Below are 13,376 nucleotides of genomic sequence, written 5' to 3' on the forward strand. Positions count from 1 at the left end.
CCAAAGTTTTCAATTCTTACTCAAGAGCTTTTGCAACTTCATACAGCTTCATCCCATTAGATGCTTTGATCAGCACTACATCATTTTCTTTTAAATAATCCTTTAAATAAGATATCAGCTCATCATTGGAGGAAAACCATTTCGTTTTTAGTGAGAGATTCTTTTTTTGTGCAGCTTCTGCATATTTTTTGGAAAGGGTTCCGGTGATGTACAGATCCGTAATATCTGCCGTGCCCAAAAATTCGCCGACTTCCCTGTGGTAATCCGGAGAGTCCGGTCCCAGCTCCAGCATATCGGACAGAACCGCGATTTTTCTTCCGCTGTCCTTATAATCGGACAAGATTTTAAGACCTGCTTTCATGGAATCGGGGCTGGCATTGTAGGCGTCATCAATGACCGTGTACCCGTGTATTTTAAGGATATTCTGGCGCTGTCCGGAGAATGTGGCAAGCTGCCGTTTGATCGTTTCCATCGGAACCTCATAGGCAAGGCCCAGGGCGATTGCTGCAAGGGCATTGGACACATTGTGATCCCCCAGAACATTTAAAATGACCGGTTCTTTCATATTTTCATGGACGAAGGTAAAATGGGTCTGACCATGGATTTCTTCTGTTCCTTCCGCGCGATAAGAGCAGTCTTCTGAAAATCCAAAGAATTCATAGGGATGTGTCACATAACCGATGTGTTTACGAATCATATCATTGTCGCCGTTCAAATACAGCACGCTGTTTTCAGGCAGACCGTTCTGGATATCCAGTTTTTCCCGGCAGATATTGTCCCGGCTTCCCATCTGCTCGATGTGGGAGACACCAACATTTGTGACTACCGCAGCGTTTGGGCGGATGATGTCTCCGAGGATTGTAATCTGTCCCGGTTCACTCATGCCCATTTCCAGCACCCCGATCTGATCTCTGGAAGTGAGACGGTCCAGAGTCAGAGGCACGCCCACCTGACTATTCTGGTTTCCGACAGTTTCAAATACCCGGTATTTTCCTTTCAGTACATGGGCGATCATTTCCCGCGTCGTAGTTTTTCCGACACTTCCGGTAATGCCGATGATGGGCAGTGACATCTTGTTTCTATAAAAAGACGCGATCTGCTGCATGGCTTTTAAGGTGTCCGGCACTTTTATAATAGGATGAGGGCCTTCCGCCTGCTCATGTTCCTGGGTCAGAGAAGCTCCCCCGTCCTTTAGGGCACTTTCTACAAACTTATGAGCGTTTACCCGCTCACCGACGATCGGTACGAATAATGTATGAGGCCCTACATCTCTGGAATCAGTGCTGAGACGATTTATTGGCATAGAGGCATCGCCGCATAAGAGAGTGCCGCCGGTTGCTGCTAAAATATCCTGAATGGTCATATGTTCCATAATCTTACTCCTTTAACTTCTTATCTTTTCTTTAGCATTATAGCACAGGATACGGATTTGTGGTAAAATCTAATCTGTATAGAAATGTTGTTCGATAAATTTAAGGAGGACACTGTTATGAGAAAGAAAAAACTGATATTTGCCGGACTTTTGGCTGTGGCAGCAGCTGCGGGACTGGCCGGATGCAGTAAAGATACGAAACAGGCAGAAAAGACCACTGCAGAGGCAGCAGCCGGGAAGGAAAACACAGCCAAAAAGAAAACGGCGGCAGGGGAAAAATCCGATGCCGCAGAGACAGATTCCAAGAAACCGGTTGTAAGAGAGTGCACGATTTATGCACCGGATGACAATGTGGAGACCCTGATTAACGGAAAGGTTAAGATTGAGGACGTGACGGCCGGGAAGTTGCTGAAAGAGATGATGAAGATGGGGACTTTGGAGGAAGGGACCAGAATCAATTCCTTTCAGATTAAGAAGCAGACCGCCTATATCGACTTCAATAAAGCATTTGAGAAGACACTGCGCAAGATGGGGAGCTCCGGCGAGGTGCTGACGGTACAGGCAGTGACAAAAACCATCTGTGAGAATCTTGATGCTAAGGCAATGAAGTTTACGGTAGAGGGAAAAGTCCTGGAAACCGGACATAATATTTACGATGAGCCCCAGAGGCCGGGCGAAGAATAAGTACAGGAGAGAATTCCATGAGTTTTACACACTTACATGTTCATACAGAATACAGTCTACTGGACGGCTCCAGTAAGATCAAGGAGCTTGTGCATCATACCAAAGAACTGGGGATGGACAGCATTGCTATCACAGACCACGGCGTCATGTACGGAGTCATTGACTTTTATAAGGCTGCAAAGGCAGAAGGAATTAAACCTATCCTTGGATGTGAGATCTATGTGACACCCGGATCAAGATTTGAAAAAGAAGCCAGACAGGGCAGCAGTAATTATTTTCATCTGGTGCTTCTGGCAGAAAATGACCGTGGATATCACAATCTGATGAAGATCGTATCCAGAGGATTTACGGAAGGATTTTACTATAAGCCGCGGGTGGATTATGAAGTGCTCGAACGTTACAGTGAGGGACTTATTGCGCTGAGCGCCTGCCTGGGAGGAGAGATTCCGACTTACATCAGGGAAGGAGATTATGAAAAGGCGAAAGAGACGGCCTTGAGATTTGAGAGGATTTATGGAAAAGGCAATTTCTTTTTGGAACTGCAGGATCACGGGATCAGTGAGCAGACAACGGTAAATTCTGCGCTGATCAAGATGTCAAAGGAGACCGGAATCGAACTGGTGGCAACCAATGATATCCACTATACATTTGCGGAGGACGTGGAACCCCATGATATTCTGCTCTGTATCCAGACAGGGAAAAAGGTCGCTGATGAGGACAGAATGAGATATGAAGGCGGACAGTATTATCTCAAGTCCCCGGAAGAAATGGAGCGGCTTTTTCCGTATGCCAGGCAGGCAGTGGAAAACACCGGAAAGATCGCCGAGCGGTGCAATGTTGAGATCATCTTCGGTGAGCAGAAGGTGCCGAAATTTGATGTGCCGGAAGGTGATACATCGACTTCTTATTTAAGAAAGCTCTGTGAAGAGGGCATCTGCCGCCGCTATGACGATGTGACTGAAGAACTCAGGGAGCGCCTGGAATTTGAGCTGAAAACCATTGAAAATATGGGATATGTGGATTACTTTCTCATCGTTTGGGATTTTATCCACTATGCCAAAGAACATGGTATTGCCGTAGGTCCCGGCCGCGGGTCCGCAGCCGGAAGTATTGTGTCTTACTGTCTGGAGATCACGGACATCGAGCCGATCAAATATCAGCTCCTGTTCGAGAGATTCCTGAATCCGGAACGTGTTTCCATGCCGGATATTGATATCGATTTCTGTTATGAGCGAAGACAGGAAGTCATAGACTATGTGGTTGAAAAGTACGGCAAGGATAAGGTTGTTCAGATCATTACATTCGGAACTATGGCAGCGAGGGCCGTGATCCGTGATGTGGGCAGGGTTCTTGATATTCCATATGCAAAGGTAGACGGGATTGCAAAGATGGTGCCCAATGAACTCAATATCACCATCGAGGGGGCACTGAAAAAAAGTCCTGACCTGAAGAAGGCATATGCGGAAGACGAGGAGACCAAGTATCTGATTGACATGTCCAGGAGGCTGGAAGGCCTGCCGAGACACGCCTCCATGCATGCAGCAGGCGTGGTGATCGGCAAAGACTCCATCGACGAATTTGTGCCTTTGGCGAAAGGAGCGGATGACGCCGTAACGACCCAGTTTACGATGACAACCATTGAGGAACTGGGACTATTGAAAATGGATTTCCTGGGCCTAAGGACTCTTACCGTTATCCAGGATGCAGTCCATCTGATCGAGAAAAGGGAAGGAAAGCCTTTCGACATAAATAAGATCGACACAGAAGATCCCAAGGTATATGAAATGATCAGTCAGGGGCGGACAGAAGGCGTGTTCCAGCTGGAAAGCGGCGGCATGAAAACATTTATGAAGGAACTGAAGCCGGAGAGTCTGGAAGAGATTATCGCTGGAATTTCCCTTTACCGTCCGGGGCCCATGGATTTTATTCCGAGATATGTAAAAGGGAAGGTGGACAAAGACAGTATCCGTTATGACTGCCCGCAGCTGGAGAAGATTCTGAAGCCTACGTATGGCTGCATCGTATATCAGGAACAGGTGATGCAGATCGTTATGGAGCTGGCCGGCTATACTCTTGGCCGCAGTGATCTTGTTCGCCGTGCCATGTCTAAGAAAAAGGGCGATGTCATGGTCAGGGAGCGGAAGAATTTTGTCTACGGAAATGAAAAAGAGGGCATCCCGGGCTGTATAAAAAACGGAATCGACGAGAAGACGGCAAATCACATATGGGATGAGATGCTGGACTTTGCTAAATATGCTTTCAACAAGTCCCATGCAGCAGCCTATGCGGTCGTTGCCTACCAGACCGCTTTTTTGAGATGTCATTATCAGAAAGAATTTATGGCCGCATTGCTGACCTCTGTTTTGGGAAACACTAATAAAGTATCTGAATATATTTATGCATGCAGGAAAATGGGAATTAAGATTCTTCCGCCGGATATAAATAAGGGAGACGGGGCATTTTCTGTGGATGACGGATGCATCCGGTATGGACTGAGCGCCATAAAGAGCCTTGGAAAGCCGGTCATTGAAGAGATTTTACGGGAAAGATCCGAGGGCGGCAGCTACAATAGCCTAAGGGATCTGATAGAACGGCTTTCCAGCAAAGAAATGAACAAAAGGACCGTGGAAAGCCTGATAAAATCCGGAGCGCTGGACGAACTTGGATATACAAGGAAACAGCAGATGTTCGTATATGCAAGTATTTTGGAAAGCATCCAGAAGGAGCGGAAGCATGAGATTTCCGGGCAGATGAGTATTTTGGACTTTATGTCGGAGGACCAGCAGAAGAACTTTGAGATAGAATATCCTGACGTTGGGGAATTTGATAAAGAGCAGAGACTGGCCATGGAAAAAGAAGTGCTTGGGATCTATGTAAGCGGACATCCGCTGGAAGATGATGTGGAGATTCTGGAGCGGCTCACAACGGCCAGCACTGCAGATTTTACAGCTGAGGAGGACACGGGACAGCCGGTGCTGAGGGATAAACAGACTTGTATTATCGGCGGCATCATCAGTGATATGAAGGTGAAACTCACCAGGACCAATCAGAATATGGCATTTCTGACACTGGAGGATCTGATGGGAACGGTTGAGGTCATTGTTTTCCCCAGAGAATTTAATAAGTACCAGCACCTTTTGAAGGAGGATGCCAAAATCTTTGTAAAAGGAAATACTTCGATTTCGGAGGAAGAGAGCAAGATGGTCAGCAGCCAGATTACTGTGTTTGATGATCTTGCACAGGAAGTCTGGGTGCAGTTTGATGATAAAGACCGTTTTTTTGCAGAACAGGACCGTTTTTATGACATTCTGAAATCACATCAGGGCAGCAATCCTGTCATCGTCTACTGTCGGAAAGAGAGAGCCGTGAACAGGCTGGACCGGATGTATGCGGTAAACAGTGAGGATGAACTCATTTATGCTCTTGGAGAACAGTATGGGAAGGGAAACATCAGAGTCAAGAAGACAGGGTTAAAATAATTATATTGAAAACTTTTAACAAATGCATTAAAATGAGTCTAACAAAATATAATTTTATGCTATTATTTGGAGGATTATAACATGGGAACACCGAAAGTAAGAACAATTGGAGTACTGACCAGCGGAGGAGATGCACCGGCTATGAATGCTGCCACCAGAGCAGTCGTAAGGGTCGGCCTGGAGCGCGGTTTAAATGTAAAAGGTATTAGAAAAGGTTATAATGGGTTATTGAATGAAGATATCATCGATCTGACTTCAAGACATACTGCAGACAGTATTTCACGGGGAGGTACAATTTTATTTACCGCCCGCTGTGATGAGTTTAAGACACCGGAAGGACAGAAAAGGGGCGCAGAAGTGTGCCGGGAACAGGGGATCGACGGACTGGTAGTTATCGGAGGAGACGGTTCTTTCCAGGGAGCCCAGAGGCTTGCGGAACTTGGAATCAACACCATTGGAATTCCGGGAACGATCGATCTAGACATTGCATGTACCGAGTATACAATCGGTTTTGATACGGCAGTCAACACAGCCATGGAAGCGATCGATAAGATCAGAGATACATCTACATCCCACGAGCGCTGCAGCATTGTCGAGGTTATGGGACGGGGTGCCGGATATATCGCACTGTGGTGCGGAATGGCAACAGGAGCAGAGGATATCCTGATTCCTGAAAGTTTTGACGGCAATATGCCGAAGCTGGAACAGCAGATCATTGAACACCTGCTCAGGAACAGAGCTTTAGGAAAGACACATCACATGATCATTAATGCAGAAGGTGTCGGACACTCCTACGGTATGGCCAAGAGAATTGAGGCGGCTACAGGAATCGAGACAAGAGCTACTATTTTAGGACATATGCAGCGAGGCGGAAGCCCGACCGCCAAAGACAGGGTATATGCTTCTATGATGGGAGCTTATGCGGTGGATCTCTTATGTGCAGGAAAGAGCAACCGCATCGTCGGATACCAGAACGGCAAGTTCATGGACATCGATATGGACGAGGGACTGGCAATGGAAAAGCATGTGGATGATTATCAATTACAGATTGCCCATTTACTTGGAAAATAAAAAGATTTTATGGAAAAAGCGATCTTTTAAAGATGGCTTTTTCTGTATGTAAGGAGAATTGAAAGGGAATGAAAAAGATTAAGCCGGTCCATATTATTTTGTTTGGATTCTTATTTGTCATACTGATTGGGTCTGTGCTGCTGACATTGCCGATTTCGTCAAAAAGCGGCGAAGCCACGCCGTATATTAACGCACTTTTTACATCGACAACGTCAGTCTGTGTAACCGGACTGGTGGTTGAGACGACGATGACTTACTGGAGCACCTTCGGCCAGCTTGTGATCCTTGTGCTGATACAGCTGGGCGGACTGGGCGTGATTACATTTACCACAGGAATGTTCCTGTTTCTGAAAAAAAAGCTGACAATGAAAAACAGGATGCTGATTCAGGAGTCCTTCAGCTTGAATACAATGTCCGGCCTTATTGAGCTGGTAAGGAAGATTTTAAAAGGTACTTTTATTATAGAGGGAATCGGTGCGGCGCTGTTTGCAACCCAGTTTATCCCTGAGTTCGGTGTGAGATACGGCATCTGGGCATCTGTGTTTAATTCTGTATCCGCATTCTGCAATGCGGGCATCGATATTATACAGACCGACAGTCTGAGAAGCTATATTACGAATCCGGTTGTGAATTTTACGGTCATGGGACTGATCGTGCTGGGCGGGCTTGGTTTTATTGTGTGGAGAGACCTGCTCAGGGTCTTCCGCGGATTAATTCACAGGGAGTTTCCGTTAAAAAGAGCTTTTGGGAAACTGAAGCTGCACTCTAAAATCGTGCTGTCTACTACGGTCATCTTAATTTTTATTGGTACAGTCTTCATTTTTATCTTTGAATTTGCAAATACTAAAACCATAGGCAATCTGTCACTTGGCAATAAACTGATGGCATCCATGTTCCAGTCTGTCACGGTGAGGACTGCAGGATTTGAGACAGTGCCTCAGGCTGCACTGACAGAAGGATCTTCACTGATCTCTATGATCCTAATGTTTATCGGAGGATCGCCGGTGGGAACGGCCGGAGGAGTAAAGACTGTGACGTTTGTTGTGTTAGTATACTGTGTGCTTGTGACAGTGAAGCAGGAGGGTGCGATTCATATTTTTAAAAGAACGATACCGATGACAGTCATACCGAAAGCACTGACCATTATCTGTGTCAATTTGATTGTACTGCTGTCTTCTATTTTAGTCGTACTGGTATCCGATTCAGCCTCCTTTATGGATACATGCTATGAGTGTGTCTCTGCGCTGGGCACTGTGGGTCTGAGCAAAGGTCTGACCCCGGACTTGAGTGTGATCGGGAGGCTGGCGATCATCATCACCATGTATCTTGGCAGAGTCGGGCCGGTGTCTCTGGCAGTCGGTTTCGCAGTCCGCGGCAAAAAGAAAGTATTGGCAACATATCCGGAAGAAGATATAATTTTAGGATAAAGGCATTGTTCACATGATTTTCGTTCGGCTCTTAGAATGCCTCACTCCAATCATGTGAACAATGGAGATAGTTTCTACAGTACAAATTGTGTTTTGCAGGAATATATTTTATACGATGATATATAAAGGAGTAAGAAAGATGGGAAAATCATATGCGGTGCTCGGCCTCGGAAAGTTTGGAAAGAGTGTGGCTCTGAACCTGATGAAAGACGGCGCCGAAGTGCTGGCAGTGGATCAGAAGGAAGAATTGGTCCGGGATATTGTTGATTATGTCACCTGCGCAGTCTGTGCGGATGTTACGGACATGGAGGTGATGAACAGTATCGGTCTGGAAGAAATGGATGGGCTTGTCATTGCTACCGCGGAGAGTCTGGAGGCCAGTGTGATGGCTTTGATGATTGCTAAAGAGATCGGAGTTCCGTATATTCTCGCCAAAGCCGATGGCAGACTGAAAGGAGAGATACTCAAAAGGATCGGTGCCGATGAGGTGGTATATCCGGAAGAAGAGATGGGAGCAAGGACTGCCTACAATCTGGTCAGCGGGAAAGTGATGGATCTTTTTGACCTTTCCTCAAAGACGAGTATTGTAGAGATTCACCTGAAAAAGGGATGGGTCGGAAAAAATCTGCGCCAGCTGGACATCCGGGGGAAATACAACATCAATGTAGTGGCGATTCACAGCGGCGAGGACTTTAACGGAGCGCCGGATCCCGATCAGATTCTGAATGAACGTGACAGCCTGATCGTCATCGGGAATAAAGAGGACTTAATCAAGCTCAGATAAAGGAATAACTTATGATTACAACGGTACAGAATAAGCAGATCAGACAGGTGATAAAGCTTAAAAAAAGTTCCAGGGAGAGGAAAAGAACCGGATTATTTGTGGCTGAGGGCCTTCGAATTTTCCGGGAGATTCCGGAAGAGCAGAGGGCAAAGGTTTTTGTTTCCAGTGACTTTTTAAAGCTGCATGGGGAAGAACTGAAAGGTATTCCGTTTGAAGAGGTTTCGCCTAAAGTGTTCCGTGAGATTTCGGATACGGAGACGCCTCAGGGGATCTTGTCCCTTGTGAAGATGAAACAATCGACTCTCTCTGAGATACTAAAGCGCAGCGGAAGCAGTATTCTTCTTCTGGAGAATCTGCAGGACCCGGGAAACCTGGGGACGCTGATTCGGACGGGAGAAGGAGCCGGTGTGAGCGGCATCATCATGAGCAGGGATACTGTGGATATCTATAATCCTAAAGTCATAAGGTCTACGATGGGCTCTATATTCCGGGTTCCATTCACTTATACAGAGGATCTTGCCGAAACGGTGGAGTATTTAAGGCAGCAGTCGGTACATGTGTATGCGGCACACTTGAACGGCACAGACTATACAGATGAATCATACGATAAGATCAGCGCATTTCTCATCGGCAATGAGGGGAATGGACTGACAGACAGAATCGCGGCGCTGGCAGACAAGAGGATCAGAATTCCCATGGAAGGCCGGGTCGAATCATTAAATGCAGCTATGGCCGGAGGACTTCTTATGTATGAGGCCAGGAGGCAGAAAAAAGGAGGTAGCTGATTATGTATACGGTATACTGGTTGATTGCGGTAGCTGTTTTCCTGTTGCTTGAAATTCTGACATTGGGACTTACCAGTATTTGGTTTGCGGTGGGATCTTTAGCAGCAGCCATCGGTGCGGCGCTGGGTCTGCCGTTTTTCGGGCAGCTGATCCTGGCTGTGGCAGTTTCCTGTGTGGTTTTTGTATTTGCAAGGCCATGGGCCCAAAAATATCTGAACAACAAGACGGAAAAGACCAATGCAGAAAGCCTGATCGGGAAGACAGGGATCGTAAAGAAAAGAATCGTCAATATCAAAGGACAGGGAATGGTCTATATCCAGGGAATGGAGTGGACAGCGCGTTCTGCCGATGATGATGAGATCCCGGAAGAGACAGAGGTAATCGTAGAGGAAATTCAAGGCGTGAAACTAATCGTGAGCAAGAAGTAGGAGGTGCAGAATGTTTATTTTATTATTGATCTTATTTTTTATTATCATCATGGCGATGCTTTCCAGCATCCGGATCGTTCCGCAGGCAAATGCCTATGTGGTGGAACGTCTGGGAGCATTCAAGGAAACGTGGTCTGTAGGGCTTCACATCAAGGTCCCGTTCATTGATCGTGTGGCAAGAAGAGTTAACTTGAAGGAACAGGTTGTGGATTTTCCGCCTCAGCCGGTCATCACGAAAGATAATGTTACCATGCAGATCGACACCGTAGTTTACTTTCAGATCACAGATCCAAAGCTCTATTCCTACGGAGTCGAGAATCCAATCATGGCGATCGAAAACCTGACGGCTACAACACTTAGAAACATCATCGGTGATCTGGAACTCGACCAGACACTGACATCCAGAGAAACGATCAATACAAAGATGCGTGCTACCCTGGATGAGGCGACAGACCCATGGGGAATCAAAGTCAACCGTGTGGAATTGAAAAACATTATTCCTCCGGCAGCAATTCAGGATGCTATGGAAAAACAGATGAAAGCGGAAAGAGAGCGGAGGGAGGCAATCCTTCGTGCGGAAGGTGAAAAGAAATCTTCTATTCTTCGTGCAGAAGGACATAAGGAATCTGTGATCCTGGAAGCAGAGGGTGATAAAGAATCCGCAATTCTGCGCGCAGAAGCGAACAAAGAAGCGACGATCAGGGAATCAGAAGGCCAGGCGGAAGCGATCAAACAGATCCAGCAGGCGAATGCAGATGGTATTGAATTCTTAAAGAAAGCCTCTGCAGACAACGCAGTTCTGCAGTTAAAGAGCCTGGAGGCATTCGCAAAAGCGGCTGACGGAAAAGCGACAAAGATCATTATCCCATCAGAAATCCAGGGTATTGCAGGACTGGTGAAATCTATCACAGAAGTGGCTGAAGATCAAAAACCGTCACTAAAAGACCAAATTGAAGAGAGTTTGACCAATTCTTCAAAATAAGATATAATATTTATTAGTGTGTACTTTTTCATAACGGAAAGACACGAATATTATCATTTAGGAGGAAAAAGGAATGAGATTGAAAAAAGTTTTAGCAGTAGGTCTCGCAGCTGTCATGGGAATCAGCCTGGTTGCATGCGGCGGCGGAAATAAGAAAGACTCCAAGGAAAAGACATATAAGATTGCGTCTGACACCACATTTACACCATTCGAATTTGAAGATAAGGATGGAAACCGTGTAGGAATCGACCTTGATTTATTAGAAGCGATTGCAAAAGAAGAAGGATTCAAATACAAAGTGACTGCAGTAGGATTTGACGCTGCCATGGCATCTGTGGAGTCCGGACAGAGCGACGGTATGATCGCGGGTATGTCTATTACGAAGGAAAGAAAGCAGAAATATGATTTTTCTGAGGCTTACTACGATTCTAAAGTAGCTTTCGCTGTGAAAAAGGGCGGAAAAACATTTGATAATATAAAAGACAAGAAAAAAGCAGAAAAAGAAGCACTTTCCAGCCTGAAAGGAAAGACAGTAGCAGCAAAGGTAGGTACGGTAGGTGCCACATATGCCAACGAAAATGCTGAAAAATATGGATATAAAGTAAGACAGTTCAAGGATTCACCGACCATGTACCAGGCAGTGCTGACAGGAAATGCAGCTGCATGTTTTGAAGACTTCCCTGTCATTTCTTATCAGATCGGTCAGAAGAATCTTAAATTACAGGTTGCTTTCACATCCGAGAGCGGAAGCCAGTATGGATTTGCTGTAAAGAAGGGCAAAAACTCTGAACTTGTAGAGAAGTTTAACAGCGGATTAAAGAAGATCAAAGACAACGGAAAATATCAGGAAATTGTAGATAAATATACAAAGACTAAGTAGGCGGACAGATTATGAACTTTATAGAACTATTTCAACAGTATTTTCCGTCATTCTTGACGGCGCTGGGACTGACACTGCAGCTTGCCCTGGCTTCTCTGATCTGTGCCAGCATCATCGGTATTATTTTTGGTATGTTCAGCGTATCAAAAAACAAGATACTGAATATTATCTGCAAAATTTACGTAGATATTATCCGGGGAACTCCTCTTGTCGTACAGGTATTTATTATGTACTATGGAGTGGCGGGAGCCTTTCTGCAGCCTATGGATTTAAACTGGGATGATTTCGGAGGTCCTTTTGTGGCTGCCGTTGTAGCCCTCAGTTTAAACGCCGGAGCTTATATGGCAGAGATTGTCCGGGGTGGAATCGAATCTGTGGACAAGGGTCAGATGGAGGCAGCAAGGAGTCTGGGACTGCCTTACGGGAAGGCTATGTCAAAAGTAATCCTTCCTCAGGCTATCAGGACCATGCTTCCATCCATCATTAATCAGTTCATCATTTCCATTAAGGATACATCACTGGTTTATGCTATCGGTATCCGGGAGCTTACGATGAACAGCCAGATCATTACTGCAAACGAGCCGACCTCTGTCATGAGCATTTATGTGATGGCAGCCATCTATTACCTGGTGATCTGCACCATCCTTTCTAAGGTGGCAAATATTGTGGAAAGGAAGTTGTCTTATGGAAAATAAAGATAATAAAAAAGTGAAGGTTCAAGTAAAAGGGCTGGTCAAGAGTTTTGGTGAGCTAGAGGTATTAAAAGGAATGGATCTGGAAGTCGCAGACGGAGAGGTCGTATGTCTGATCGGACCTTCCGGTTCCGGAAAGAGTACATTTTTAAGGTGTCTTAACCGACTTGAAACGATCACCGGAGGAGAAGTTGTTGTCGACGGATTCGACATCACAGACAAGGGTACAGATATTAATAAAGTGAGAGAGAATATCGGCATGGTGTTTCAGCATTTTAATCTGTTTCCTCACAAGACCGTGCTGGAAAACATTACAATGGCTCCGGTACAGTTAAAGAAAATGACATTGGACGAGGCCAAGACGGTCGGAAGAAATTTGCTGAAAGATGTGGGACTCGAAGAAAAGGCTGATGTCTATCCGGCACAGCTTTCCGGAGGACAGAAACAGCGTGTGGCGATTGCGAGGGCGCTTGCCATGCATCCTGACATCATGCTGTTTGATGAGCCGACCAGTGCACTGGACCCGGAGATGGTCGGTGAAGTTTTAAATGTTATGAAACAGCTGGCCAAGAATGGAATGACCATGGTTGTTGTGACACATGAGATGGGCTTTGCGAGAGAAGTTGCGGACCGTATTATTTTCATGGACGGCGGATATATCGTCGAACAGGGAGAACCGCATGAACTGCTGGCCAATCCAAAGGAACCAAGAACCATCAATTTCTTAAATCAGGTATTATAATAAACGATACAGAGCAACCGCTTCTTATGACGATGATAAGAAGCGGCTGT

The 13,376-nt window shown here is 45.8% G+C and carries 12 protein-coding genes; 11 read left to right on the forward strand and 1 reads right to left on the reverse strand.

The genetic code is table 11. The annotated features are described in order from the left end of the window. Positions 1 to 16 precede the first annotated feature (16 nt). Positions 17 to 1,372, reverse strand: coding sequence for a UDP-N-acetylmuramoyl-tripeptide--D-alanyl-D-alanine ligase (locus tag DWV34_RS12160; protein ID WP_118476348.1), 1,356 nt, complete (start codon positions 1,370 to 1,372; stop codon positions 17 to 19). Positions 1,373 to 1,489: 117 nt separating this feature from the next. Between DWV34_RS12160 and DWV34_RS12165 the strand changes: the two genes are divergently transcribed. From DWV34_RS12165 to DWV34_RS12215, 11 genes are all read left to right on the forward strand, one after another. Then, on the forward strand, positions 1,490 to 2,056 hold the full coding sequence (locus DWV34_RS12165) for a GerMN domain-containing protein (protein ID WP_227051679.1): 567 nt from the start codon (positions 1,490 to 1,492) through the stop codon (positions 2,054 to 2,056). A gap of 17 nt (positions 2,057 to 2,073) precedes the next feature. Then, positions 2,074 to 5,535: a DNA polymerase III subunit alpha gene (locus tag DWV34_RS12170; protein WP_118476352.1), complete on the forward strand. Its 3,462-nt coding sequence runs from the start codon at positions 2,074 to 2,076 to the stop codon at positions 5,533 to 5,535. An 81-nt stretch (positions 5,536 to 5,616) separates the two neighbouring features. Next, positions 5,617 to 6,606, forward strand: coding sequence for a 6-phosphofructokinase (pfkA, locus tag DWV34_RS12175; protein WP_006566089.1), 990 nt, complete (start codon positions 5,617 to 5,619; stop codon positions 6,604 to 6,606). A gap of 68 nt (positions 6,607 to 6,674) precedes the next feature. Further along, positions 6,675 to 8,033: a TrkH family potassium uptake protein gene (locus DWV34_RS12180; protein ID WP_009290595.1), complete on the forward strand. Its 1,359-nt coding sequence runs from the start codon at positions 6,675 to 6,677 to the stop codon at positions 8,031 to 8,033. Positions 8,034 to 8,172: 139 nt separating this feature from the next. Beyond that, positions 8,173 to 8,817, forward strand: a complete 645-nt coding sequence (locus DWV34_RS12185) for a potassium channel family protein (protein ID WP_009290596.1) — start codon at positions 8,173 to 8,175, stop codon at positions 8,815 to 8,817. Between the two features lie 11 nt (positions 8,818 to 8,828). Beyond that, positions 8,829 to 9,602, forward strand: coding sequence for a TrmH family RNA methyltransferase (locus DWV34_RS12190; RefSeq protein ID WP_006565748.1), 774 nt, complete (start codon positions 8,829 to 8,831; stop codon positions 9,600 to 9,602). A 2-nt stretch (positions 9,603 to 9,604) separates the two neighbouring features. Next, the gene (locus tag DWV34_RS12195; RefSeq protein ID WP_009290598.1) at positions 9,605 to 10,030 is read left to right on the forward strand and encodes an NfeD family protein; all 426 of its coding nucleotides are present in this window, start codon (positions 9,605 to 9,607) and stop codon (positions 10,028 to 10,030) included. Between the two features lie 10 nt (positions 10,031 to 10,040). After that, complete coding sequence (locus tag DWV34_RS12200) at positions 10,041 to 11,012, forward strand: SPFH domain-containing protein (RefSeq protein WP_009290599.1); 972 nt, start codon at positions 10,041 to 10,043, stop codon at positions 11,010 to 11,012. Between the two features lie 73 nt (positions 11,013 to 11,085). Further along, complete coding sequence (locus DWV34_RS12205) at positions 11,086 to 11,892, forward strand: transporter substrate-binding domain-containing protein (RefSeq protein ID WP_006565745.1); 807 nt, start codon at positions 11,086 to 11,088, stop codon at positions 11,890 to 11,892. A gap of 11 nt (positions 11,893 to 11,903) precedes the next feature. Continuing rightward, on the forward strand, positions 11,904 to 12,587 hold the full coding sequence (locus DWV34_RS12210) for an amino acid ABC transporter permease (protein WP_009290600.1): 684 nt from the start codon (positions 11,904 to 11,906) through the stop codon (positions 12,585 to 12,587). Continuing rightward, positions 12,577 to 13,326, forward strand: coding sequence for an amino acid ABC transporter ATP-binding protein (locus DWV34_RS12215; RefSeq protein ID WP_006565743.1), 750 nt, complete (start codon positions 12,577 to 12,579; stop codon positions 13,324 to 13,326). Before DWV34_RS12210 ends, DWV34_RS12215 begins: the two co-directional genes overlap by 11 nt. Positions 13,327 to 13,376: the final 50 nt, after the last annotated feature.

Source organism: Anaerostipes sp. AF04-45 (genome assembly GCF_003461725.1).
GTDB classification, from domain to species: domain Bacteria; phylum Bacillota; class Clostridia; order Lachnospirales; family Lachnospiraceae; genus Anaerostipes; species Anaerostipes caccae.

Coding starts and splice junctions, on each gene's coding strand:
- DWV34_RS12160 (WP_118476348.1), bottom strand. CDS start 1,372: ATGGAACATATGACCATTCAGGATATTTTAGCAGCAACCGGCGGCACT.
- DWV34_RS12165 (WP_227051679.1), top strand. CDS start 1,490: ATGAGAAAGAAAAAACTGATATTTGCCGGACTTTTGGCTGTGGCAGCA.
- DWV34_RS12170 (WP_118476352.1), top strand. CDS start 2,074: ATGAGTTTTACACACTTACATGTTCATACAGAATACAGTCTACTGGAC.
- pfkA (WP_006566089.1), top strand. CDS start 5,617: ATGGGAACACCGAAAGTAAGAACAATTGGAGTACTGACCAGCGGAGGA.
- DWV34_RS12180 (WP_009290595.1), top strand. CDS start 6,675: ATGAAAAAGATTAAGCCGGTCCATATTATTTTGTTTGGATTCTTATTT.
- DWV34_RS12185 (WP_009290596.1), top strand. CDS start 8,173: ATGGGAAAATCATATGCGGTGCTCGGCCTCGGAAAGTTTGGAAAGAGT.
- DWV34_RS12190 (WP_006565748.1), top strand. CDS start 8,829: ATGATTACAACGGTACAGAATAAGCAGATCAGACAGGTGATAAAGCTT.
- DWV34_RS12195 (WP_009290598.1), top strand. CDS start 9,605: ATGTATACGGTATACTGGTTGATTGCGGTAGCTGTTTTCCTGTTGCTT.
- DWV34_RS12200 (WP_009290599.1), top strand. CDS start 10,041: ATGTTTATTTTATTATTGATCTTATTTTTTATTATCATCATGGCGATG.
- DWV34_RS12205 (WP_006565745.1), top strand. CDS start 11,086: ATGAGATTGAAAAAAGTTTTAGCAGTAGGTCTCGCAGCTGTCATGGGA.
- DWV34_RS12210 (WP_009290600.1), top strand. CDS start 11,904: ATGAACTTTATAGAACTATTTCAACAGTATTTTCCGTCATTCTTGACG.
- DWV34_RS12215 (WP_006565743.1), top strand. CDS start 12,577: ATGGAAAATAAAGATAATAAAAAAGTGAAGGTTCAAGTAAAAGGGCTG.